Origin of the sequence: Rhodocyclus tenuis (genome assembly GCF_014197755.1) — a bacterium.
GTDB classification, from domain to species: Bacteria; Pseudomonadota; Gammaproteobacteria; order Burkholderiales; family Rhodocyclaceae; genus Rhodocyclus; species Rhodocyclus tenuis.
This window is the reverse complement of sequence record NZ_JACIGE010000001.1, coordinates 256005-278809: the sequence shown is the minus strand read 5'-3', so window position 1 is coordinate 278809 and position 22805 is coordinate 256005. Positions and strand designations below refer to the sequence as shown.

At 60.8% G+C, this 22805-nt stretch carries 34 protein-coding genes; all 34 read left to right on the top strand.

The window, feature by feature from the left end; genetic code table 11:
• Positions 1-15 precede the first annotated feature (15 nt).
• The 34 genes from rpoC (at position 16) to rplQ (ending at position 22782) form a co-directional block, all read left to right on the top strand.
• On the top strand, positions 16-4245 hold the full coding sequence (gene rpoC, locus GGD90_RS01335) for a DNA-directed RNA polymerase subunit beta' (protein ID WP_153115083.1): 4230 nt from the start codon (positions 16-18) through the stop codon (positions 4243-4245).
• A 165-nt stretch (positions 4246-4410) separates the two neighbouring features.
• Positions 4411-4788, top strand: coding sequence for a 30S ribosomal protein S12 (rpsL, locus tag GGD90_RS01330; RefSeq protein WP_153115084.1), 378 nt, complete (start codon positions 4411-4413; stop codon positions 4786-4788).
• A gap of 89 nt (positions 4789-4877) precedes the next feature.
• Positions 4878-5348, top strand: coding sequence for a 30S ribosomal protein S7 (gene rpsG / locus GGD90_RS01325; RefSeq protein WP_153115085.1), 471 nt, complete (start codon positions 4878-4880; stop codon positions 5346-5348).
• A 41-nt stretch (positions 5349-5389) separates the two neighbouring features.
• Complete coding sequence (gene fusA, locus GGD90_RS01320) at positions 5390-7483, top strand: elongation factor G (protein ID WP_153115086.1); 2094 nt, start codon at positions 5390-5392, stop codon at positions 7481-7483.
• Between the two features lie 24 nt (positions 7484-7507).
• On the top strand, positions 7508-8698 hold the full coding sequence (gene tuf / locus GGD90_RS01315; RefSeq protein ID WP_153115075.1) for an elongation factor Tu: 1191 nt from the start codon (positions 7508-7510) through the stop codon (positions 8696-8698).
• Positions 8699-8755: 57 nt separating this feature from the next.
• Complete coding sequence (rpsJ, locus tag GGD90_RS01310) at positions 8756-9067, top strand: 30S ribosomal protein S10 (protein ID WP_153115087.1); 312 nt, start codon at positions 8756-8758, stop codon at positions 9065-9067.
• A 110-nt stretch (positions 9068-9177) separates the two neighbouring features.
• Positions 9178-9822, top strand: coding sequence for a 50S ribosomal protein L3 (rplC, locus tag GGD90_RS01305; protein ID WP_153115088.1), 645 nt, complete (start codon positions 9178-9180; stop codon positions 9820-9822).
• Positions 9822-10442, top strand: a complete 621-nt coding sequence (rplD, locus tag GGD90_RS01300) for a 50S ribosomal protein L4 (protein WP_153115089.1) — start codon at positions 9822-9824, stop codon at positions 10440-10442. The genes rplC and rplD overlap by 1 nt, the downstream gene beginning before the upstream one ends.
• Complete coding sequence (gene rplW, locus GGD90_RS01295) at positions 10439-10741, top strand: 50S ribosomal protein L23 (protein WP_153115090.1); 303 nt, start codon at positions 10439-10441, stop codon at positions 10739-10741. The genes rplD and rplW overlap by 4 nt, the downstream gene beginning before the upstream one ends.
• The gene (rplB, locus tag GGD90_RS01290) at positions 10742-11569 is read left to right on the top strand and encodes a 50S ribosomal protein L2 (protein ID WP_153115091.1); all 828 of its coding nucleotides are present in this window, start codon (positions 10742-10744) and stop codon (positions 11567-11569) included.
• 13 nt (positions 11570-11582) lie between these two features.
• Positions 11583-11858, top strand: coding sequence for a 30S ribosomal protein S19 (gene rpsS / locus GGD90_RS01285; RefSeq protein WP_153115092.1), 276 nt, complete (start codon positions 11583-11585; stop codon positions 11856-11858).
• Between the two features lie 10 nt (positions 11859-11868).
• On the top strand, positions 11869-12198 hold the full coding sequence (gene rplV / locus GGD90_RS01280; protein ID WP_153115172.1) for a 50S ribosomal protein L22: 330 nt from the start codon (positions 11869-11871) through the stop codon (positions 12196-12198).
• Between the two features lie 9 nt (positions 12199-12207).
• Positions 12208-13071 carry a 30S ribosomal protein S3 gene (gene rpsC, locus GGD90_RS01275; protein ID WP_153115093.1) on the top strand — a complete coding sequence of 288 codons (864 nt, stop codon included), beginning with the start codon at positions 12208-12210 and terminating at the stop codon, positions 13069-13071.
• Positions 13055-13468, top strand: a complete 414-nt coding sequence (gene rplP, locus GGD90_RS01270; protein WP_153115094.1) for a 50S ribosomal protein L16 — start codon at positions 13055-13057, stop codon at positions 13466-13468. Before rpsC ends, rplP begins: the two co-directional genes overlap by 17 nt.
• A gap of 2 nt (positions 13469-13470) precedes the next feature.
• Positions 13471-13665 carry a 50S ribosomal protein L29 gene (gene rpmC / locus GGD90_RS01265; RefSeq protein WP_153115095.1) on the top strand — a complete coding sequence of 65 codons (195 nt, stop codon included), beginning with the start codon at positions 13471-13473 and terminating at the stop codon, positions 13663-13665.
• Positions 13662-13928 (top strand): 30S ribosomal protein S17, encoded by a 267-nt coding sequence (gene rpsQ, locus GGD90_RS01260; RefSeq protein ID WP_153115096.1) that lies wholly within the window; start codon positions 13662-13664, stop codon positions 13926-13928. Before rpmC ends, rpsQ begins: the two co-directional genes overlap by 4 nt.
• A 128-nt stretch (positions 13929-14056) precedes the next feature.
• Positions 14057-14425, top strand: coding sequence for a 50S ribosomal protein L14 (gene rplN, locus GGD90_RS01255; protein ID WP_153115097.1), 369 nt, complete (start codon positions 14057-14059; stop codon positions 14423-14425).
• Between the two features lie 9 nt (positions 14426-14434).
• Positions 14435-14752 carry a 50S ribosomal protein L24 gene (gene rplX / locus GGD90_RS01250; protein ID WP_153115098.1) on the top strand — a complete coding sequence of 106 codons (318 nt, stop codon included), beginning with the start codon at positions 14435-14437 and terminating at the stop codon, positions 14750-14752.
• Positions 14753-14758: 6 nt separating this feature from the next.
• Entirely contained in the window at positions 14759-15298 is a 540-nt protein-coding gene (gene rplE, locus GGD90_RS01245; protein WP_153115099.1) for a 50S ribosomal protein L5, read from the top strand.
• A gap of 7 nt (positions 15299-15305) precedes the next feature.
• Positions 15306-15611, top strand: coding sequence for a 30S ribosomal protein S14 (gene rpsN / locus GGD90_RS01240; RefSeq protein ID WP_153115100.1), 306 nt, complete (start codon positions 15306-15308; stop codon positions 15609-15611).
• Positions 15612-15626: 15 nt separating this feature from the next.
• A complete protein-coding gene (rpsH, locus tag GGD90_RS01235; RefSeq protein WP_153115101.1) occupies positions 15627-16022 on the top strand; it encodes a 30S ribosomal protein S8 in 396 nt (131 codons plus the stop codon).
• 9 nt (positions 16023-16031) lie between these two features.
• A complete protein-coding gene (gene rplF, locus GGD90_RS01230) occupies positions 16032-16565 on the top strand; it encodes a 50S ribosomal protein L6 (RefSeq protein ID WP_153115102.1) in 534 nt (177 codons plus the stop codon).
• A gap of 13 nt (positions 16566-16578) precedes the next feature.
• Entirely contained in the window at positions 16579-16932 is a 354-nt protein-coding gene (gene rplR / locus GGD90_RS01225) for a 50S ribosomal protein L18 (protein ID WP_153115173.1), read from the top strand.
• 29 nt (positions 16933-16961) lie between these two features.
• Entirely contained in the window at positions 16962-17486 is a 525-nt protein-coding gene (gene rpsE, locus GGD90_RS01220) for a 30S ribosomal protein S5 (protein WP_153115103.1), read from the top strand.
• A gap of 3 nt (positions 17487-17489) precedes the next feature.
• Positions 17490-17672 carry a 50S ribosomal protein L30 gene (gene rpmD, locus GGD90_RS01215; RefSeq protein WP_153115104.1) on the top strand — a complete coding sequence of 61 codons (183 nt, stop codon included), beginning with the start codon at positions 17490-17492 and terminating at the stop codon, positions 17670-17672.
• Position 17673: 1 nt separating this feature from the next.
• Complete coding sequence (gene rplO, locus GGD90_RS01210; RefSeq protein ID WP_153115105.1) at positions 17674-18108, top strand: 50S ribosomal protein L15; 435 nt, start codon at positions 17674-17676, stop codon at positions 18106-18108.
• A 22-nt stretch (positions 18109-18130) separates the two neighbouring features.
• Positions 18131-19456, top strand: coding sequence for a preprotein translocase subunit SecY (gene secY / locus GGD90_RS01205; protein WP_153115106.1), 1326 nt, complete (start codon positions 18131-18133; stop codon positions 19454-19456).
• A 1-nt stretch (position 19457) separates the two neighbouring features.
• On the top strand, positions 19458-19676 hold the full coding sequence (infA, locus tag GGD90_RS01200; protein ID WP_015767904.1) for a translation initiation factor IF-1: 219 nt from the start codon (positions 19458-19460) through the stop codon (positions 19674-19676).
• A 73-nt stretch (positions 19677-19749) separates the two neighbouring features.
• A complete protein-coding gene (gene rpmJ / locus GGD90_RS01195; protein ID WP_082397123.1) occupies positions 19750-19863 on the top strand; it encodes a 50S ribosomal protein L36 in 114 nt (37 codons plus the stop codon).
• Positions 19864-19938: 75 nt separating this feature from the next.
• Positions 19939-20301 carry a 30S ribosomal protein S13 gene (gene rpsM / locus GGD90_RS01190; protein ID WP_153115107.1) on the top strand — a complete coding sequence of 121 codons (363 nt, stop codon included), beginning with the start codon at positions 19939-19941 and terminating at the stop codon, positions 20299-20301.
• Positions 20302-20313: 12 nt separating this feature from the next.
• Positions 20314-20703 carry a 30S ribosomal protein S11 gene (gene rpsK, locus GGD90_RS01185; protein WP_153115108.1) on the top strand — a complete coding sequence of 130 codons (390 nt, stop codon included), beginning with the start codon at positions 20314-20316 and terminating at the stop codon, positions 20701-20703.
• A 12-nt stretch (positions 20704-20715) separates the two neighbouring features.
• Positions 20716-21345 (top strand): 30S ribosomal protein S4, encoded by a 630-nt coding sequence (gene rpsD / locus GGD90_RS01180; protein ID WP_153115109.1) that lies wholly within the window; start codon positions 20716-20718, stop codon positions 21343-21345.
• A gap of 39 nt (positions 21346-21384) precedes the next feature.
• Positions 21385-22359, top strand: a complete 975-nt coding sequence (locus tag GGD90_RS01175; protein ID WP_153115110.1) for a DNA-directed RNA polymerase subunit alpha — start codon at positions 21385-21387, stop codon at positions 22357-22359.
• A gap of 36 nt (positions 22360-22395) precedes the next feature.
• Complete coding sequence (gene rplQ / locus GGD90_RS01170; protein ID WP_153115111.1) at positions 22396-22782, top strand: 50S ribosomal protein L17; 387 nt, start codon at positions 22396-22398, stop codon at positions 22780-22782.
• Positions 22783-22805: the final 23 nt, after the last annotated feature.

Here is a 22805-nt window from a genome sequence, read left to right as displayed (position 1 = left end):
CGGACGGAGTGAAAGATGAAAGCACTACTTGATCTGTTCAAGCAGGTAACGCAAGAAGAAGAATTCGACGCGATCACCATCAGCCTCGCGTCGCCCGAAAAGATTCGTTCGTGGTCCTACGGCGAAGTCAAGAAGCCGGAAACCATCAACTACCGCACGTTCAAGCCCGAGCGTGACGGCTTGTTCTGCGCCAAGATCTTTGGCCCGATCAAGGATTACGAGTGCCTGTGTGGCAAGTACAAGCGCCTGAAGCACCGCGGCGTCATCTGCGAAAAGTGCGGCGTCGAAGTCACGCTGGCCAAGGTTCGCCGCGAGCGCATGGGCCACATCGAGCTGGCCTCGCCGGTCGCCCATATCTGGTTCCTGAAGAGCCTGCCGAGCCGCCTCGGCATGGTGCTCGACATGACCCTGCGTGACATCGAGCGCGTGCTCTACTTCGAAGCCTTTGTCGTCTACGACCCGGGTATGACGCCGCTGACGCGCGCGCAACTGCTCACCGAGGACGATTACGTCGCCAAGGTCGAGGAATACGGCGATGACTTCCGCGCCGCCATGGGCGCCGAAGGTATCCGCGAGCTGCTGCGCGCGCTCGATCTCGACAGCGAAGTCGACCGTCTGCGCAGCGAGCTCGAGACGACCACCTCGGAAACCAAGAACAAGAAGCTGGCCAAGCGCCTGAAGATCCTCGAAGGCTTCCAGAAGTCGGGCATCAAGCCCGACTGGATGGTGCTCGAAGTGCTGCCGGTGCTGCCGCCGGACCTGCGTCCGCTGGTGCCGCTCGACGGCGGCCGCTTCGCCACGTCCGACCTGAACGACCTTTACCGTCGCGTCATCAACCGTAACAACCGTCTGAAGCGCCTGCTCGAACTGAAGGCTCCGGACATCATCGTGCGCAACGAAAAGCGCATGCTGCAGGAAGCCGTCGACTCGCTGCTCGACAACGGCCGTCGCGGCAAGGCGATGACCGGTGCCAACAAGCGTCCGCTGAAGTCGCTCGCCGACATGATCAAGGGCAAGGGCGGCCGTTTCCGGCAGAACCTGCTCGGCAAGCGCGTCGACTACTCGGGCCGTTCGGTCATCGTCGTCGGTCCGCAGCTCAAGCTGCACCAGTGCGGCCTGCCCAAGCTGATGGCGCTCGAACTGTTCAAGCCCTTCATCTTCAACCGCCTCGAAATCATGGGGCTGGCGACGACCATCAAGCAGGCGAAGAAGATGGTCGAAATGGAAGAGCCGGTGGTGTGGGACATCCTCGAAGAGGTGATCCGCGAACACCCGATCATGCTCAACCGCGCACCGACGCTGCACCGCCTCGGTATCCAGGCGTTCGAACCGACGCTGATCGAAGGCAAGGCCATCCAGCTGCACCCGCTCGTCTGCGCCGCGTTCAACGCCGACTTCGACGGTGACCAGATGGCCGTGCACGTGCCGCTGTCGCTCGAAGCGCAGATGGAAGCGCGCACGCTGATGCTGGCGTCGAACAACGTCCTCTCGCCGGCCAACGGCGAGCCGATCATCGTGCCGTCGCAGGATATCGTTCTCGGTCTCTACTACGCGACGCGCGAACGCATCAACGCCAAGGGCGAGGGCATGTCGCTGCGTGACCTGGCCGAGGTTCAGCGCGCCATGAACGCCGGCGAACTCGACATCCACGCCAAGATCTCGTGCCGCATCCGTGAATACGAGCGCGACGGCGAGAACGGCTGGCGCGAGAAGATCACGCGTTACAACACCACCGCCGGTCGTGCGCTGCTGTCCGAGATTCTGCCCAAGGGCCTGCCCTTCAGCGTGCTCGACAAGCCGCTGAAGAAGAAGGAAATCTCGAAGCTGATCAACATCGCCTTCCGCCGCTGCGGTTTGAAGGAAACGGTCGTCTTCGCCGACCAGCTGATGCAGAACGGCTACCGTCTGGCGACGCGTGCCGGTATCTCCTTCTGCTCCGACGACATGCGGGTGCCGCCGCAGAAGCACGAGATCATCGCCGCCGCCGAAGCCGAGGTGAAGGAAATAGAGAGCCAGTACACCAACGGTCTGGTGACCTTCGGCGAACGCTACAACAAGGTCGTCGATATCTGGGGCCGCACCGGTGACCAGGTCGCCAAGGTGATGATGGAGCAGCTCGGTCAGGAACAGGTGATCGACCGCCACGGCAAGGAAGTCAAGCAGGAGTCGTTCAACTCGATCTACATGATGGCCGACTCGGGCGCGCGCGGTTCCGCAGCGCAGATCCGACAGCTGGCCGGTATGCGCGGCCTGATGGCGAAGCCGGACGGCTCGATCATCGAGACGCCGATCACCACCAACTTCCGCGAAGGCCTGAACGTTCTTCAGTACTTCATCTCGACGCACGGCGCGCGTAAGGGTCTCGCTGATACGGCGCTGAAGACCGCCAACTCGGGTTATCTGACGCGGCGTCTGGTCGACGTGACGCAGGATCTGGTCGTCATCGAGGAGGATTGCGGCACCGAAAACGGCGTCACCATGAAGGCGCTGGTCGAAGGCGGCGAAGTGATCGAGGCGCTGCGCGAGCGCATCCTCGGCCGTGTTGCCGTCACCGATGTCGTCAATCCGGAAACGGATGAGACGGTGATCGAGGCCGGTACGCTGATCGACGAAGATCTGTGCGATCTGATCGACCGTCTCGGTATCGACGAAGTCAAGGTGCGTACGCCGCTCTCCTGCGACACGCGTTACGGCCTCTGCGCCAAGTGCTACGGCCGCGATCTTGGCCGCGGTTCGATGGTGAATGTCGGTGAAGCGGTCGGCGTCATCGCCGCGCAGTCGATCGGCGAACCGGGCACGCAGCTGACGATGCGTACTTTCCACGTCGGTGGTGCGGCGTCGCGCGCGGCGGTGGCCAGCCATGTCGAGACGAAGATCGCCGGTATCGTGCGCTTCACCAGCGCGATGCGCTATGTCACCAACCCGAAGGGCGAAAAGATCGTCATTACCCGCTCGGGCGAGGTGCTGATCACCGACGACAACGGGCGCGAGCGCGAACGGCACAAGACGCCGTACGGTGCGACGCTGCAGGTTGCCGACGGTCAGGCGATCAAGGCCGGCACCAAGCTGGCGACCTGGGATCCGCACACGCGTCCGATGATCGGCGAATACGCCGGTACCGTCCGCTTCGAGAACGTCGAAGAAGGCGTCACCGTTGCCAAGCAGATCGACGAAGTGACCGGTTTGTCGACGCTGGTCGTCATCGATCCGAAGCGCGGCGGTAAGGCGCAGACCAAGGGCCTGCGTCCGCAGATCCGGCTGTTCGAAGCCAACGGCGACGAAGTGAAGGTGCATGGGTCGGAGCATCCGGTGACGATTACCTTCCAGGTGGGCGCGATCATCAACGTACTCGACGGGCAGACCATCGCCGTCGGTGACGTTCTTGCTCGCCTGCCGCAGGAATCGGCGAAGACGCGCGACATTACCGGCGGTCTGCCGCGTGTTGCCGAGCTGTTCGAGGCACGTACGCCGAAGGATGCCGGCATGCTTGCCGACCAGACCGGCGCCGTTTCCTTCGGCAAGGACACCAAGGGCAAACAGCGTCTGGTCATCACCGACCTCGAAGGCGTTGCCCACGAGTACCTGATTCCGAAGGACAAGCATGTTCTGGTGCACGACGGTCAGGTGGTCAACAAGGGCGAACTGATCGTCGATGGCGAGCCGGATCCGCATGACATCCTGCGTCTGCAGGGCGTCGAGGCACTGGCGGTGTATATCACCGACGAAGTGCAGGACGTCTATCGTCTGCAGGGCGTGAAGATCAACGACAAGCACATCGAAGTGATCGTCCGTCAGATGCTGCGTCGCGTCGCCGTCGTTGAACCGGGTGACACGCGCTTCATCAAGAGCGAACAGGTCGAGCGCGCTGATCTGCTCGACGAGAACGATCGCATGATCGCCCAAGGCAAGCTGCCCGCGACCTACGAGCACGTGCTGCTGGGCATCACCAAGGCGTCCTTGTCGACCGATTCGTTCATCTCGGCGGCGTCGTTCCAGGAAACGACACGCGTGCTGACCGAAGCGGCGATCATGGGCAAGCGTGACGAACTGCGCGGCCTCAAGGAAAACGTCATCGTCGGCCGTCTGATTCCGGCCGGTACCGGTCTCGCTTACCACACGGCGCGCAAGCGGCGTGCGGCAGGCGAGGACATCGCCGGTGCCGCTGGCTTCGCCGGCGAGATCGAAGCCGTTTTCGGCGAGCCGACGGTAGCGCCGGAAGCTTCGGCGGATCCGCAGCTTGGTTGACTCTGGGCTTGATAAGCCATAGAATCGCCGGTCTTTATTGGCGGGTGCGTCCATTCGCTCCGCCCGTGACTGGATAATCGCCAAGGCGGCCTTTGGTCCGCCTTGGTTTTTTGCAGCGTTTTCGCGGTGACGGTCGTTGCCGCGAACGTGATTTTGGAAGAGATTATGCCGACCATTAACCAGCTCGTACGCAAGCCGCGTACGCTTGTGCGCAGCAAGAGCAAGGTGCCTGCGCTGGAAAACTGCCCGCAGAAGCGTGGCGTTTGCACGCGCGTCTACACGACGACGCCGAAGAAGCCGAACTCCGCACTGCGTAAGGTGTGCAAGGTTCGTCTGACCAACGGCTTCGAGGTGATTTCGTATATCGGCGGTGAGGGCCACAACCTGCAGGAGCACTCGGTTGTGCTGATCCGCGGCGGTCGTGTCAAGGATTTGCCGGGTGTGCGTTACCACACCGTGCGCGGTTCGCTCGATACGCAAGGCGTCAAGGATCGTAAGCAGTCGCGTTCCAAGTACGGCGCCAAGCGTCCGAAAGCAGCCTGATCGCTGCTTTAGTAAGTGGCCGCTCGTCTGGGCGGCCGGGAGGGGTGCGTTCCGTTGCTCCTCAACTGAATCTTTAAGAGAGGTTTGTCATGCCCCGTCGTCGTGAAGTACCCAAGCGCGATATTCTCCCCGATCCCAAGTTCGGCAGTGTCGACGTCTCCAAGTTTGTTAACACCATCATGATGAGCGGCAAGAAGTCGGTTGCCGAGCGCATCGTCTATGGTGCTTTCGACATCATCGCTGCCAAGGGCGGCAAGGATCCGCTCGAGGTTTTCGGCTCCGCGGTCGGCAACGTCAAGCCGCTGGTCGAAGTAAAGAGCCGTCGTGTTGGCGGCGCCAACTATCAGGTGCCGGTGGAAGTCCGTCCCAGCCGCCGTATGGCGCTGGCCATGCGCTGGTTGCGCGAAGCTGCGCGCAAGCGTTCCGAAAAGTCGATGGGGCAGCGTCTGGCTGCCGAAATGCTCGAAGCTGCGGAAAACCGCGGCGGCGCAGTCAAGAAGCGCGACGAAGTTCACCGCATGGCTGAGGCGAACAAGGCGTTCGCGCATTACCGTTTCTGATGCTCGTTTGACGAACGTTCTTTATAGCGAAGGCTGACAACGTGGCACGCAAAACCCCTATTGAGCGCTACCGTAATATCGGTATCAGCGCGCACATCGATGCCGGCAAGACCACCACGACCGAGCGCATCCTGTTCTACACCGGCGTCAATCACAAGATTGGCGAAGTGCATGACGGCGCTGCAACGATGGACTGGATGGAGCAGGAGCAGGAGCGCGGCATCACCATTACCTCGGCGGCGACGACCTGCTTCTGGAAGGGCATGGACCTGTCCTTCCCCGAGCACCGCTTCAACATCATCGACACCCCGGGACACGTCGACTTCACGATTGAAGTCGAGCGCTCGATGCGCGTGCTCGACGGCGCCTGCATGGTTTACTGTGCGGTCGGCGGCGTGCAGCCGCAGTCCGAGACCGTCTGGCGTCAGGCGACCAAGTACAAGGTGCCGCGTCTGGCCTTCGTGAACAAGATGGACCGTCAGGGTGCCAACTTCTTCAAGGTCGTCGAGCAGATGAAGACGCGCCTGAAGGCCAATCCTGTGCCGATCGTCATCCCGATCGGTGCCGAGGAAGGCTTTGTCGGCGTTGTTGACCTGCTCAAGATGAAAGCGATCATCTGGGACGAGGCGTCGCAGGGTATGAAGTTCGACTACCGCGACGTTCCGGCTGATCTGGCTGAGCTTGCCCAGGAATGGCGCGAGCAGATGGTCGAAGCGGCTGCCGAAGCGTCCGAAGATCTGATGAATGCCTACCTCGAAAACGGCGAACTGTCGGAAGAGGATATCATCAAGGGTCTGCGTGCGCGCACGCTCGCCTGTGAAATCCAGCCGATGCTGTGCGGCAGCGCGTTCAAGAACAAGGGCGTGCAGCGCATGCTCGACGCCGTCATCCAGTTGCTGCCGTCGCCGGTCGATATTCCGCCGGTCAGTGGCGAAAAGGAAAACGGCGATCACGACACGCGTGAAGCGAACGACGACGCGAAGTTTGCCGCGCTGGCATTCAAGCTGATGACCGACCCCTACGTCGGTCAGCTGACCTTCATTCGCGTCTACTCGGGTACGCTGAAGTCGGGCGACACGATCTACAACGCGATCAAGGGGCGCAAGGAGCGTATCGGCCGTCTGTTGCAGATGCACGCCAACGATCGCGTCGAAATCAAGGAAGTGCTCGCCGGCGACATCGCCGCGTGTGTTGGCCTGAAGGATGTGACCACAGGTGAAACGCTGGCCGATCCGGAAGCGCCGATCATCCTTGAACGCATGGTTTTCCCGGAGCCGGTGATTCACGTTGCCGTCGAGCCGAAGACCAAGCAGGACCAGGAAAAGATGGGCATCGCGCTGAATCGTCTGGCGCAGGAGGATCCGTCCTTCCGCGTGCGCACCGACGAAGAATCCGGCCAGACCATCATTTCGGGCATGGGCGAACTGCACCTGGAGATCATCGTCGATCGCATGAAGCGCGAGTTCGGCGTCGAAGCGAACGTCGGTGCGCCGCAGGTTGCCTACCGCGAGTGCATCAAGAAGTCGGTCGAACAGGAAGGCAAGTTCGTCAAGCAGTCGGGTGGTCGCGGCCAGTTCGGTCACGTCTGGCTCAAGATCGAACCGAATGAAGCCGGCAAGGGCTATGAGTTCGTCGATGCGATCAAGGGCGGTGTCGTTCCGCGTGAATACATCCCCGCGGTCGACAAGGGTCTGCGCGATGCGGTGACCAGTGGTGTTCTCGCCGGCTTCCCGGTGGTGGACGTGAAGTTCACGCTGTTCGACGGTTCGTACCACGACGTTGACTCGAACGAAAACGCGTTCCGCATGGCTGCTTCGATGGCCTTCAAGGAAGGTATGCGCAAGGCTTCGCCGACGCTGCTCGAGCCGATGATGGCAGTCGAAGTCGAGACGCCGGAAGACTACATGGGCAACGTCATGGGCGATCTGTCCAGCCGTCGCGGCATGGTGCAGGGTATGGACGACATCCCGGGTGGGATGAAGGCCGTGCGCGCCGAAGTGCCGCTGGCCGAAATGTTCGGTTACTCGACGCAACTGCGCTCGCTGACGCAAGGCCGCGCCACGTACTCGATGGAATTCAAGCATTACTCGGAAGCGCCGAAGAACGTCGCTGAAGCTATCATCAACAAGAAGTGATCATTAGTATTCAAGGGAATCCAAATGGCTAAGGGAAAATTCGAACGTACGAAGCCGCACGTGAACGTGGGGACGATCGGTCACGTTGACCATGGCAAGACGACGCTGACGGCGGCGATCACGACGATCCTGTCGAAGAAGTTCGGTGGTGAAGCGAAGGCGTACGACCAGATCGACGCGGCGCCGGAAGAAAAGGCGCGCGGCATCACCATCAACACCGCGCACGTCGAATACGAAACCGCGACGCGTCACTACGCGCACGTTGACTGCCCGGGCCACGCCGACTACGTCAAGAACATGATTACCGGTGCCGCCCAGATGGACGGCGCCATCCTCGTCTGTTCCGCCGCTGACGGCCCGATGCCGCAAACGCGCGAACACATCCTGCTCGCCCGTCAGGTCGGTGTGCCGTACATCATCGTCTTCCTGAACAAGTGCGACATGGTGGACGACGCCGAACTGCTCGAGCTGGTCGAAATGGAAGTGCGCGAACTGCTGTCCAAGTACGACTTCCCGGGCGACGACGTGCCGATCATCCACGGCTCCGCGCTGAAGGCCCTCGAAGGCGACCAGAGCGAAATCGGCGAAGCCGCCATCTTCCGCCTGGCTGATGCCCTCGACAGCTACATTCCGACCCCGGAACGCGCCATCGACAAGCCCTTCCTGCTGCCGATCGAAGACGTCTTCTCGATCTCCGGCCGCGGCACCGTCGTCACCGGCCGTGTCGAACGCGGCATCGTCAAGGTCGGCGAAGAAATCGAAATCGTCGGCATCAAGGCCACCGTCAAGACCACCTGCACGGGCGTCGAAATGTTCCGCAAGCTGCTCGACCAAGGTCAGGCCGGCGACAACGTCGGCGTGCTGCTGCGTGGCACCAAGCGTGAAGACGTCGAGCGCGGCCAGGTGCTGTGCAAGCCGGGCTCGATCAAGCCGCACACCCACTTCACGGGTGAAGTGTACGTGCTGTCGAAGGACGAAGGCGGTCGCCACACGCCGTTCTTCAACAACTACCGTCCGCAGTTCTACTTCCGCACGACCGACGTTACCGGCGCCATCGCGCTGCCGGAAGGCGTTGAAATGGTCATGCCGGGCGACAACGTGTCGATCGTCGTCAAGCTGATCGCCCCGATCGCCATGGAAGAAGGTCTGCGCTTCGCCATCCGCGAAGGCGGTCGCACCGTCGGCGCCGGCGTCGTCGCGAAAATTATCGAGTAATTCTTTCTCACGAGAGCGCTGTCAGATGGCGGCGCTCTCCCGCTCTTTGGAAAAGACATGCAAAGCCAGAAAATCCGCATCCGCCTCAAGGCCTTCGACTATCGCCTGATCGACCAGTCGGCTCAGGAAATCGTCGAAACCGCCAAGCGCACCGGCGCTGTCGTCCGTGGTCCGGTGCCGCTGCCGACGCGCATCGAGCGCTTCGACGTTCTGCGTTCGCCGCACGTCAACAAGACGTCGCGCGACCAGTTCGAGATCCGTACCCATCTGCGCTTGATGGACATCATCGACCCGACGGAAAAGACGGTTGATGCGCTGATGAAGCTTGACCTCCCCGCTGGCGTGGACGTCGAGATCAAGTTGCAGTAAGCAGGTTTCGCGGCTATAATTCCGCGCTTTCGCCGGGCGACGTCGTTGACGCCGCCCATTTTGACTTGCATCGCTCGCCGGCCAATCGCAGCCGGCAAGAGGAGAATAAAATGAGTCTAGGCCTTGTTGGGCGCAAGGTCGGCATGACGCGCATCTTTACCGACGACGGCGCCACCGTCCCGGTAACCGTGCTCGACGTGTCGAACAACCGCGTCGCCCAGATCAAAACGCCTGATAACGACGGCTACGCCGCCGTCCAGGTTGCCTTCGGGCAACGCCGCGCTTCCCGCGTCAACAAGTCGCTCGCGGGTCACCTCGCCAAGGCGGGTGTTGAGGCCGGTCACGTGCTGCGCGAATTCCCCGTTTCTGCCGAAGAGTTGTCCGCGCTCAAGCCGGGCGACCAGATCAGCGTCACCATCTTTGCCGTCGGGCAGAAGGTTGACGTTTCCGGTCAGAGCATCGGTAAGGGTTTCGCTGGCGGTATCAAGCGTCACCACTTCAGCTCGCAACGTGCTTCGCACGGTAACTCGGTATCGCACAATGCGCCGGGTTCCATCGGCATGGCGCAGGATCCGGGTCGCGTTTTCCCGGGTAAGCGCATGGCTGGCCATCTCGGCGACGTGCGTCGTACTCAGCAGAACCTCGAAGTCGTTCGTGTCGACGTTGAGCGTCAGCTGTTGTTGGTCAAGGGCGCCGTGCCCGGCTCCAAGGGGTCGGATGTGATCGTGCGTCCTGCAGTCAAGGCGGGGGCATAATGGAACTCAAGGTCATCAACGAACAAGGGCAGGAGTCGAGCCGTCTGGCGGCGTCCGACGTGCTGTTCGGTCGCGACTACAACGAGGCGCTGATCCATCAGGTCGTCGTTGCCTATCAGGCCAATGCCCGTAGCGGCAACCGTGCGCAGAAGGATCGCGAACAGGTCAGCCACACGACGCACAAGCCGTGGAATCAGAAGGGCACCGGTCGTGCGCGTGCCGGTATGTCGTCCTCGCCGCTGTGGCGCGGGGGCGGTCGCACTTTCCCGAATTCTCCCGACGAGAATTTCTCGCAAAAGCTGAACAAGAAGATGTATCGCGCCGGTATGGCGTCGATCTTTTCGCAGCTGGCGCGCGAAGATCGGCTGGCAGTGGTCGAGTCGCTCGACATCGAAGCGCCGAAGACCAAGCTCTTTGCGCAGAAGATCAAGGGTATGGGCTACGAGTCGGTGCTGGTTATTACCGATTCGCTCGACGAGAACGTTTTCCTGGCTTCGCGCAACCTGCCCAACGTGCTGGTTCTCGAAGTCAACGAAACCGACCCGGTCTCGCTCATCCGTTTCCCGAAGGTGCTGATCACGAAGAGCGCCGTCGCCAAGTTTGAGGAGATCCTGGGATGAACCAAGAACGTCTTTTGCAGGTGTTGCTCGCTCCCCAGATCTCGGAGAAGGCCACTTGGGTCGCCGAGAAGAACGAGCAGGTGATCTTCCGCGTCGCAACCGATGCGACCAAGCCGGAAGTCAAGGCCGCTGTCGAGCTGCTCTTCAAGGTGCAGGTCGAGTCGGTGCAGATCGCCAACGTCAAGGGCAAGCAGAAGCGCTTCGGTCGTTTCAACGGCCGCCGCAAGGGCTGGAAGAAGGCTTTCGTCTGCCTCAAGCCGGGCCAGGAAATCAACTTCGTCGAAGGGGGGGCAGCGTAAATGGCTCTCGTCAAAGTCAAACCCACGTCGCCGGGCCGTCGTGCCGTCGTCAAGGTCGTTAATCCCGACCTGCACAAGGGCAAGCCCTTCGCCGCTCTGGTCGAGCCGCAGTCGAAGAAGGCCGGCCGCAACAACAATGGTCGTATCACGACGCGTCACCAGGGTGGTGGCCACAAGCAGCACTATCGCGTAGTCGATTTCCGCCGCAACAAGGATGGCATCGTCGCGACGGTCGAGCGTCTTGAGTACGATCCGAACCGTAGCGCCAATATCGCGCTGGTTCTCTATGCCGATGGTGAGCGTCGCTACATCATCGCAGCCAAGGGCATGGTTGTCGGTCAGCAGATCGTCAGCGGTTCCGAGGCGCCGATCAAGGCGGGTAATACGCTGCCGATCCGTAACATTCCGGTCGGTACGACGATTCACTGCATCGAAATGGTGCCGGGCAAGGGCGCGCAGTTGGCGCGGTCGGCAGGTGCCTCGGTGCAATTGCTCGCGCGTGAAGGCGTTTATGCCCAGCTGCGTCTGCGCTCGGGCGAAATTCGCCGTGTGCACGTCGAGTGCCGCGCGACGATCGGCGAAGTCGGTAACGAGGAACACAGCCTGCGTTCGATCGGCAAGGCCGGCGCCAACCGTTGGCGCGGTATCCGCCCGACGGTGCGTGGCGTTGCCATGAACCCGGTTGATCACCCGCACGGTGGTGGCGAAGGCCGTACCGCGGCTGGTATGCACCCGGTCAGCCCGTGGGGCACCAAGACCAAGGGCTATCGTACTCGCCGCAACAAGCGCACGACTTCGATGATCGTGCAGCGCCGTCACAAACGCTAAGGGATAGAGAACCATGGCACGTTCCGTTAAAAAGGGCCCGTTTGTCGACGCCCACCTGATAAAGAAAGTCGACGCTGTTCGCGTGACGAAGGACAAGCGTCCGATCAAGACCTGGTCGCGTCGTTCGACGGTGCTGCCGGATTTTGTCGGCCTGACCATCGCGGTACACAATGGCAAGCAACACATTCCGGTGTACGTCACCGAGAACATGGTTGGCCACAAGCTTGGCGAGTTTTCCCTGACGCGCACCTTCAAGGGACACACCGCCGGCAAGAAGGCAAAGAGGTAAGAGCATGACTATCGAAACTCGTGCAGTGCTGCGCGGTGTCCGCCTGTCGGACCAGAAGGGTCGTCTCGTTGCTGACCAGATCCGTGGTCTGGCGGTCGACAAGGCGCTGAATCTTCTGGCCTTCAGCCCGAAGAAGGGCGCCGGGATCATCAAGAAAGTGCTGGAGTCGGCGATTGCCAATGCCGAACACAACGACGGCGCCGACATCGATGAGCTCAAGGTCAAGACGATCTACGTCGAAAAGGGTGCAGTGCTCAAGCGCTTCTCCGCCCGTGCGAAGGGTCGTGGCAACCGTATCGTCAAGCCGACCTGCCATATTTACCTGACCGTCGGGAACTGAGGACAAGAAATGGGACAGAAGATTCATCCGACCGGCTTTCGCCTGGCTGTCAGCCGTGACTGGTCGTCGCGCTGGTACGCGAATAGCAAGAACTTCGCGGGCATGCTCAACGAAGACATCAAGGTCCGCGAATACCTGAAGAAGAAGCTCAAGCATGCCTCCGTCGGTCGCGTCCTCATCGAGCGCCCGGCGAAGAATGCGCGTGTGACGGTGTTCTCGGCACGCCCCGGCGTCGTCATCGGCAAGAAGGGCGAAGACATTGATCAGCTTCGCGTCGACCTGCAACGCATTCTCGGCGTACCCGTTCATGTTTCGATCGAGGAGATCCGCAAGCCGGAACTCGACTCGCAGCTGATTGCCGATTCGATCGCGCAACAGCTCGAGAAGCGGATCATGTTCCGTCGTGCCATGAAGCGTGCAATGCAGAACGCGATGCGTCTCGGTGCTCAAGGCATCAAGGTGATGAGCTCGGGCCGTCTGAACGGCGCTGAAATCGCCCGTCGCGAGTGGTATCGCGAAGGCCGTGTGCCGCTGCACACGCTGCGTGCCGACATCGACTACGCAACCTCGGAAGCTGAAACGACCTACGGCATCATCGGCATCAAGGTGTGGGTGTTCAAGGGCGAGCTGCTCAACCGTGCCGACGCGCCGGCTGTTGCGGCTGAAGCCGATGAAGCAGCGCGCAAGGCACGCCGTGGTGTGCGTCCCGCCGGACGTGACGGCGAAGCCGCCGACCGCCCGCGTGGCCGCGTGGTGAAGGCCCGTAGTGATGCGGCTCCCGAACCGGTCAAGACCGAGAGCGCCGAAGGCGATGCCAAGGCGCCGGCAAAACGTGTAAGAAAGGCAGGAAGCAAAGATGCTGCAGCCAGCTAGAAGGAAGTATCGCAAGGAGCAGAAGGGCCGCAACACCGGCTTGGCGACACGTGGTGCCAAGGTCAGCTTCGGCGAATTTGGCCTCAAGGCAACCGCACGCGGCCGTCTGACGGCGCGCCAGATCGAAGCTGCGCGTCGCGCGATGACGCGCCACATCAAGCGCGGTGGCCGTATCTGGATCCGCATTTTCCCGGACAAGCCGATTTCCAAGAAGCCTGCCGAAGTGCGGATGGGTAACGGCAAGGGGAATCCGGAGTATTACGTGGCCGAGATTCAGCCGGGCAAGGTGCTGTACGAGATGGATGGTGTCGATGAGGCGCTGGCGCGTGAAGCGTTCGCGCTGGCCGCGGCGAAACTGCCGCTGGCGACGACTTTCGTCACGCGAATGGTGGGATGAACATGAAAGCCAGTGAACTCAGAACGAAGAGCGTGGACGAGCTGAACAAGGAATTGCTTGATCTGCTGAAGGCGCAGTTCGGTCTGCGCGTCCAGGTTGCGACGCAGCAGATTTCCAATACCAGCCAGCTTCTCAAAGTGCGCCGCGATATCGCGCGTGTGCGCACTCTTCTCCGTGAAAAGGCGGTGCAGCAATGAGCGAATCGACTCCCATCAAGCGGACGCTGATCGGTCGCGTGGTTAGCGACAAAATGGACAAGACGGTGACGGTGCTCATTGAACGCCGCGTCAAGCACCCGATGTACGACAAGATCATCGTTCGTACGCGCAAGTATCACGCGCACAACGAAAACAACGAGGCCAAGGCTGGCGATCTGGTACAGATCGAAGAAACCCGCCCGATCTCGAAGACCAAGGCGTGGGCAGTCACGCGCCTGCTGGAAAAAGCGGCCGCAATTTAGCCCTTTGCAATTCCTCCCGGGGCGGGTATAATCTCGCCTCTTTGTCGCTCGGCCCTTCTGGCCGAGCGGTTCTCCCGCACGGGTTCCAAGACTGACCGCGAATCGGCGGGATAAGTTGGAGTTAAAAAATGATTCAGATGCAGACAGTACTGGACGTGGCCGATAACACCGGCGCGCGCTCAGTCATGTGTATCAAGGTGCTCGGTGGCTCCAAGCGGCGTTATGCCAGCATTGGCGACGTCATCAAGGTTAGCATCAGGGATGCGGCGCCGCGCGCCCGTGTCAAAAAAGGCGATGTCTACAGCGCAGTGGTCGTACGTACGGCCAAGGGCGTGCGTCGCTCGGATGGTTCCCTGGTCAAGTTCGACAACAATGCGGCGGTGCTCCTCAATAACAAGATGGAGCCTATCGGCACGCGTATCTTTGGCCCGGTGACGCGCGAACTGCGTACCGAGCGCTTCATGAAGATCGTGTCGCTGGCGCCCGAAGTTCTGTAAGGAGCCGCCATGAACAAGATTCGCAAGGGTGACGAGATCATCGTCATTGCCGGCAAAGACAAGGGCAAGCGCGGTACCGTGCTGTCCTGCGCGCTTGAAGATCGCGTTGTTGTCGAAGGCGTCAATCGCGCCAAGAAGCATGTCAAGCCGAATCCGGTGAAGGGTGTCGTCGGCGGTTTTGCCGACAAGGACATGCCGATCCATATTTCCAACGTCGCACTGTATAACCCGGCGACCGGCAAGGCCGATCGCGTCGGCATCAAGCAGCTTGAAGACGGCGCGAAAGTGCGTTTCTTCAAGTCGACCGGCGAAGTGGTGGGGGCTTAAGCGATCATGGCGCGTTTGCAGGATTACTACAAAACCACGGTCGCTCCCGAGCTGACCAAGCAGTTTGGCTACAAGTCGAACATGGAAGTGCCGCGCATCACCAAGATCACCCTGAACATGGGTGTCGGTGAAGCGGTTGCCGACAAGAAGGTGCTTGAGCACGCCGTTGGTGACATGGCCAAGATTGCCGGCCAGAAGCCCGTCGTGACCAAGTCGCGCAAGTCGATTGCCGGCTTCAAGATTCGTGACGGTTACCCGATCGGTTGCATGGTCACGTTGCGCGGTCCGCGCATGTACGAATTCCTTGATCGCCTGGTGACTATCGCCCTGCCGCGTGTGCGCGACTTCCGCGGTATCTCGGGCAAGGGGTTCGACGGCCGTGGCAACTACAACATGGGCGTCAAGGAACAGATCATTTTCCCGGAAATCGAGTACGACAAGATCGACGCGTTGCGTGGCATGAATATCAGTGTCACGACGACTGCGAAGACCGACGAAGAAGCGAAGGCTCTTCTCGGCGCATTCAAATTTCCGTTCAAGAATTGAGGCGAACATGGCGAAACTTGCACTGATCAACCGCGACGCGAAGCGTCGCAAGATGGTCGAAAAGTATGCCAAGAAGCGTGCAGAGCTGACCGCGCAAATCAACGACCAGAGTCGTTCCGAGGAAGAGCGCTTTGCCGCTCGTCTCGAACTGCAGGCGTTGCCGCGTGATTCGAGCCCTGTTCGTCTGCGCAATCGTTGTCAGATGACGGGTCGTCCGCGCGGTGTCTATCGCAAGTTCGGTCTGGGTCGCAACAAGCTGCGCGAAATCATCATGCGTGGCGAAGTGCCCGGCGTGACCAAGGCCAGCTGGTAAGCAGGAGATAACGACATGAGTATGAGCGATCCGATCAGCGACATGCTGACCCGCATCCGCAACGCGCAGATGGCCGAAAAAGCCTCCGTCGCGATGCCTTCATCGAAGCTGAAGGTTGCGATTGCAAAGGTGTTGAAGGACGAGGGCTACGTCGACGATTTCGCCGTGCGCGAAAACGACGGCAAGCCGCAGCTGGAAATTGGCCTCAAGTACTACGCCGGCCGTCCGGTCATCGAGCGCATTGAGCGCGTCTCGAAGCCGGGCCTGCGCATCTACCGGGGTGCTGGAGATATTCCGCGTGTGATGAACGGTCTCGGAGTCGCCATTGTGTCGACGCCGCAGGGCGTGATGACCGACCGCAAAGCCCGCGCCAGCCACGTTGGCGGCGAAGTGCTCTGCATCGTGGCGTAAGAGGTAACCATGTCCCGTGTAGCTAAGAATCCCATCGCGCTGCCGCAAGGCGTCAAGGTTGCAATTTCGCCGGAAGCGATTGCCGTAACCGGGCCGCTCGGCTCGCTGTCGTTTGCTGCCAATTCGGCGGTTCGCGTCGAGCAGGACGGTGATCGTCTGCTCTGCCATCCGGTTGATGGTGCTGCCAACGCCAACGCGTTGTCGGGCACTGTTCGCGCCATCGTCGCCAACATGGTTAACGGTGTCAGTACCGGTTTTCAGCGCAAGCTGAACCTGGTAGGTGTCGGTTATCGGGCGCAGGCGCAGGGCGATACGCTGAATCTGACGCTCGGTTTCTCGCATCCGGTCGCGCACAAGATGCCGGCTGGCATCAAGGTCGAGACGCCGACGCAAACGGAAATTCTGATCAAGGGCGTCGACAAGCAGCTCGTCGGTCAGGTTGCCGCAGAGATTCGCGCTTATCGCAAGCCGGAGCCGTACAAGGGTAAGGGCGTTCGTTATTCCGACGAAGTCATCGTCCTCAAGGAAACGAAGAAGAAGTAAGGGTGGCCAAATGATTAACAAGAACCAGGCAAGGCTGCGCAGAGCCCGTAAAACCCGGGCCAAGATCGCCGAACTCAAGACCGTGCGCTTGTCGGTGCATCGCACCAATAGCCACATCTACGCGCAAGTCATCTCGGCGTGTGGTGCGACGACCTTGGTCGCCGCCTCGTCGCTCGAGCCCGAAGTCCGCAAGGATCTCGCTAACGGCGGTAACGTCGCCGCAGCTGCGCTGATCGGCAAGCTCGTCGCCGAGCGCGCGCTGAAGGCAGGAATTGCACAAGTCGCGTTCGATCGCAGCGGATTCCAGTACCACGGGCGAGTCAAGGCGCTGGCGGAAGCCGCGCGTGAAGCCGGCCTGAAGTTCTGATCGGCCCCGGACAAGGATTGGAGTAAACAATGGCTAAACCGCAAGGCAGGAAACCCCAGCAGTCCGAAGAGCGCGATGACGGCATGCGCGAGAAGATGGTATCGATCAACCGCGTGACGAAGGTTGTCAAGGGTGGTCGTATCCTCGGGTTCGCAGCGCTGACCGTCGTTGGCGACGGCGATGGTGGCGTCGGCATGGGCAAGGGCAAGTCGCGTGAAGTGCCGGTCGCCGTGCAAAAGGCGATGGAAGAAGCGCGCCGCAAGATGGTCAAGGTCAGCCTCAAGCACGGAACGCTGCATCATACGGTGATCGGCCGCCACGGCGCTTCGACGGTGATGATCCAGCCGGCGCCGGACGGTACCGGCGTCATTGCTGGCGGCGCCATGCGTGCGGTCTTTGACGTCATGGGCATGACCAACGTCGTGGCCAAGGCGCATGGGTCGACCAACCCGTACAACATCGTTCGTGCAACGCTCAATGGCCTGCAAGCCATGAGCACGCCGGCGGAAATTGCTGCCAAGCGCGGCAAGACGGTCGCGGAAATCGCGGGGTAAATCATGTCCGAAAAGAAAATCAAGGTCACGCTCGTCAAGAGTCTGATCGGAACCAAGCAGTCGCACCGTGCGACCGTTCGCGGCCTCGGTCTGCGTCGTCTGAACAGCTCTTCCGAGTTGCAGGACACGCCGGCTGTCCGCGGCATGATCAACAAGGTTTCGTACCTGCTGAAGTGCGAGGGTTAACGTGAAACTGAACACCATTCAGCCTGGCGAAGGTTCAAAGAAGGCCCGCCGCCGCGTCGGTCGCGGCATCGGCTCCGGCCTGGGCAAGACCTGTGGCCGCGGTCACAAGGGGCAGAAGTCGCGTGCCGGCGGTTTCCACAAGGTCGGTTTCGAAGGCGGTCAGATGCCGCTGCAGCGTCGTTTGCCGAAGCGTGGCTTTGTCTCGCTGACCAACGCGCGCAACGTCGAAGTGCGTCTGTCGGAAATCAATCTGCTGCCGATTGACGAGATCGATTTGCTGACGCTGAAGCAGGCCAATCTGGTGGCGCAGCACGCGCTGTCGGCGAAGGTCGTTCTCTCCGGCGAGATCACGCGCAAGGTCACGCTCAAGGGCGTTGGCGCGACGCGTGGTGCGCGTGCAGCCATCGAGGCTGCCGGCGGCTCGGTTTCCGAGTAAGTTGCGGACAGGGTGACGGCTCTTGGCAACTAATCCCGGCGCAATCGGCAAGGGGGGCAAGTTCGGCGATCTCAAGCGCCGGCTGTGGTTCCTCCTTGGCGCGCTGATCGTCTATCGCATTGGCGCGCATATCCCCGTTCCGGGGATCGACGCCAACGTCCTCGGCGAGCTGTTCAGCCGTCAACAGGGCGGCATCCTGGGCATGTTCAACATGTTCTCGGGTGGTGCCTTGTCGCGCTTTACGATTTTCGCCCTGGGCATCATGCCGTACATTTCGGCATCGATCATCATGCAACTGATGACCGTTGCCGTGCCGGCGCTCGAAACGCTGAAGAAAGAGGGCGAAAGCGGGCGGCGCAAGATCACTCAGTACACGCGTTACGGTACGGTATTTCTGGCGCTGTTCCAGGCGATCGGTATCGCCGTTGCACTGGAGTCGCAGCCCGGCCTGGTGATTGATCCTGGCTACATGTTCCGCCTGACCGCGGTGACGACGCTGCTCACCGGGACCATGTTTCTGATGTGGCTGGGCGAGCAGATTACTGAGCGCGGCCTGGGTAACGGCATCTCGATCATCATTTTTGCGGGTATTGCCGCCGGCTTGCCGAACGCGATCGGTGGCCTGCTTGAGCTGGTTCGCACCGGCGCAATGCACCCGCTGACGGCGATCGTGGTAACCCTGCTGGTCGGCGTGGTGACGGCGTTCGTGGTCTTCGTCGAGCGTGGCCAGCGCAAGATTCTGGTCAACTACGCGAAGCGTCAGGTGGGTAACAAGATTTACGGTGGGCAAAGCTCGCACCTGCCGCTGAAACTGAACATGGCTGGCGTGATTCCGCCGATCTTTGCCTCGTCGATCATCCTCTTTCCGGCGACGATCGCCGGCTGGTTCGGTTCGAGCGAGTCGATGCACTGGTTGAAGGACGTCGCGGGGTCGCTGTCCCCGGGGCAACCGATCTACGTCATGCTGTACGCCACGGCCATCATCTTTTTCTGTTTCTTCTACACGGCGCTGGTGTTCAACGCCAAGGAGACGGCAGAGAACCTGAAGAAGAGCGGCGCATTCGTTCCTGGAATTCGCCCGGGTGAGCAGACCGCGCGCTACATCGACAAGATACTGATGCGGCTGACGCTGGTCGGCGCGGCGTACATCACCGTCGTCTGCCTGCTGCCCGAGTTTCTGATTCTCAAGTGGAACGTGCCGTTCTATTTTGGCGGTACCTCGCTGCTGATCATCGTTGTCGTAACAATGGATTTCATGTCGCAGGTCCAAGCATACGTGATGTCGCATCAGTATGAGGGTCTGCTGAAAAAGGCAAATTTCAAGGGCTCCGGCTTTACAGCGAAATAGCATGGCCAAGGAAGATCTTATCGAAATGCAGGGCGAGGTCATCGAGAACCTGCCCAACGCGACCTTCCGGGTCAAGCTGGAAAATGGCCACGTAGTACTCGGCTTCATCTCCGGCAAGATGCGCATGCACTATATCCGCATCCTCCCCGGTGACAAGGTCACGGTGCAACTGACGCCTTACGATCTTTCCCGTGCGCGGATTGTTTTCCGCGCAAAATAACGAATCTCTACGCAGTTGAAGTATTTCGGCGGACGGCTGGCTGCGCCCGACGCCGAGCAACCAGGAGCTGAACATGAAAGTGCTGGCATCTGTAAAGCGGATCTGCCGCAATTGCAAAATCATTAGGCGCCACGGCGTTGTGCGTGTGATCTGTTCGGATCCGCGTCACAAGCAGCGCCAAGGCTGATCGTTCCGGCTCGATTCGTCGAGCCGGTAGCGGTTAAACATATAATCGTAAGTTTGGCTAATTTGGGGTGAGTCGATGGCCCGCATTGCAGGGGTAAACATTCCCAACCACCAGCACGCCGAAATCGCGCTGACCGCGATCTACGGGATCGGTCGTACGCGCGCACAGAAAATCTGTGACGCGGCTGGGGTTATCCGTTCAACAAAGATGAAGGACCTGACGGACGCCGAAATGGAGCGCTTGCGCGACCACGTCGGCAAGTTCACCGTCGAGGGCGACCTGCGTCGTGAAGTGACGATGAGCATCAAGCGTCTGATGGACCTTGGTTGCTACCGTGGTCTGCGTCACCGCAAGGGTCTGCCAGTGCGCGGCCAGCGTACGCGTACCAACGCCCGTACCCGCAAGGGTCCGCGCAAGCCGATCGCCGGCAAGAAGTAAGAGGAACGAACCATGGCCAAGACCGCGACGAAAGTCCGCAAGAAAGTCAAAAAGAACATCGCTGAGGGCATTGCCCACATTCATGCGTCGTTCAACAACACGATCATCACCATCACCGACCGCCAGGGCAACGCGCTTTCATGGGCGACTTCGGGTGGCGCCGGCTTCAAGGGTTCGCGCAAGAGCACGCCCTTTGCCGCGCAGGTTGCTGCTGAAGCTGCCGGCAAGGCCGCTCAGGAGTGTGGTGTGAAGAACCTCGAAGTGCGGATCAAGGGCCCGGGCCCGGGCCGTGAGTCGTCAGTGCGCGCACTGAACGCTCTCGGCATGAAGATCACGGCGATCACCGACGTGACGCCGATTCCGCACAACGGATGCCGGCCGCCCAAGAAGCGCCGCATTTAAGGAGAAAGAACTGTGGCTCGCAATCTCGATCCGAAATGCCGTCAGTGCCGCCGCGAAGGCGAAAAGCTGTTCCTGAAGGGCGAAAAGTGCTTCACCGACAAGTGCGCGATTGAACGTCGCTCCTACGCGCCGGGTCAGCACGGCCAGAAGTCCGGCCAGCGTCTGTCCGACTACGGTGTGCATCTGCGCGAAAAGCAGAAGATCCGTCGTATCTACGGCGTTCTCGAAGGGCAGTTCCGCAAGGTTTACCACGAAGCCGACCGGCGTCGTGGCGTGACCGGTGAAATCCTGCTGCAACTGCTCGAGTCGCGTCTCGATACGGTGGTCCATCGCATGGGCTTCGCCGCTTCGCGCGCCGAGTCGCGTCAGCTGGTGCGTCACAATGGCGTGCTGGTCAACGGCCGTCGCGTCAATATTCCGTCGTTCCAGGTCAGCCCGGGCGATGTCGTCGAGCTGTCCGAGAAGGCCAAGGGGCAACTGCGTGTCAAGGCTGCACTCGCTGCTGCCGAATCGCGTGGCTTCCCGGAGTGGGTCGAAGTCGATGTGAAAGCCGGCAAGGCTACCTACAAGGCCCGTCCGCAACGCGCCGAATTGCCGCCCACGATCAACGAAAGCCTCGTGATCGAACTGTATTCGAAGTAATTGCGGCCTGGCTTGACCGAATCAGGCAAAGGACAACACATGCAAAGCAGTGGACTATTGAAACCGCGCATCATCGATGTGCAGAGCGTGTCGCCGGTGCAGGCCCGCGTGGTGATGGAGCCGTTCGAACGCGGCTACGGTCACACACTGGGCAATGCGCTGCGCCGCATCCTGCTCTCCTCGATGCCGGGTTACGCGCCGACTGAAGTGTCGATCGAAGGCGTTCTGCACGAGTACTCGACGATCGACGGCGTGCAGGAAGACGTTGTCGACATCCTGCTCAACCTGAAGGGCATCGTCTTCAAGCTTCACAATCGTGAAGACGTCGTCCTGCAGCTGAAGAAGGAAGGCGAAGGCGTCGTTCGTGCTGGCGATATCGAGACTTCGCACGATGTCGAGATCATCAACCCGGAACACGTGATCGCGCACCTCTCCGCCGGCGGGAAGCTGGCGCTTGAGGTCAAGGTTGAAAAGGGTCGTGGCTACGTCCCCGGCAACGTGCGCAACCTCGGCGAAGACGGCAAGGCGATTGGCAAGCTGGTCCTCGACGCGTCGTTCAGCCCGGTTCGCCGTGTCAGCTACGCGGTGGAAAGCGCGCGTGTCGAACAGCGCACCGACCTCGACAAGTTGGTGATGGATATCGAGACGAACGGTGTCATCGAGCCGGAAGAAGCGATCCGCACCGGTGCCCGCATCCTGATGGGTCAGCTGGAAGTGTTCGCCGCGCTGGAAGGAACCTCGGCGCCGGTCGAGTACCAGAAGGCGGTGCAGGTTGATCCGGTGCTGTTGCGCCCGGTTGACGATCTCGAGCTGACGGTGCGCTCGGCCAACTGCCTCAAGGCCGAGAACATCTACTACATCGGTGATCTGATCCAGCGTACCGAAAACGAGTTGCTGAAGACGCCGAACCTCGGTCGCAAGTCGCTCAACGAAATCAAGGAAGTCCTGGCCGCGCGCGGCCTCACCTTGGGGATGAAGCTGGAGAATTGGCCTCCGGCTGGCCTCGAGAAGTAATGCCGCACGCCGGCTAGTACAAGAGAGGAAGAACAAATGCGTCACCGTCTGGGTCTCCGTAAACTCAACCGCACCAGCGCGCACCGCTTGGCGATGCTGCGCAATATGTCGGTCTCCCTGCTGCGCCACGAAACGATCAAGACCACGCTGCCGAAGGCGAAGGAATTGCGTCGTGTCGTGGAGCCGCTGATCACGCTGGGCAAGAAGCCGAGTCTGGCCAATCGCCGTCTGGCGTTCGACCGTCTGCGCGACCGCGAAATCGTCGTCAAGCTGTTCGACGTTCTCGGCCCGCGCTATGCGACGCGCAACGGCGGCTATCTGCGCATCCTCAAGGCGGGCTTCCGTCTGGGCGACAACGCACCGATGGCCTACGTGCAACTGCTCGATCAGCCGGAAGAGGTTGAAGAAGCCGAAGCTGCCTGAACGCGGCTGTACGTTTCAAGAAA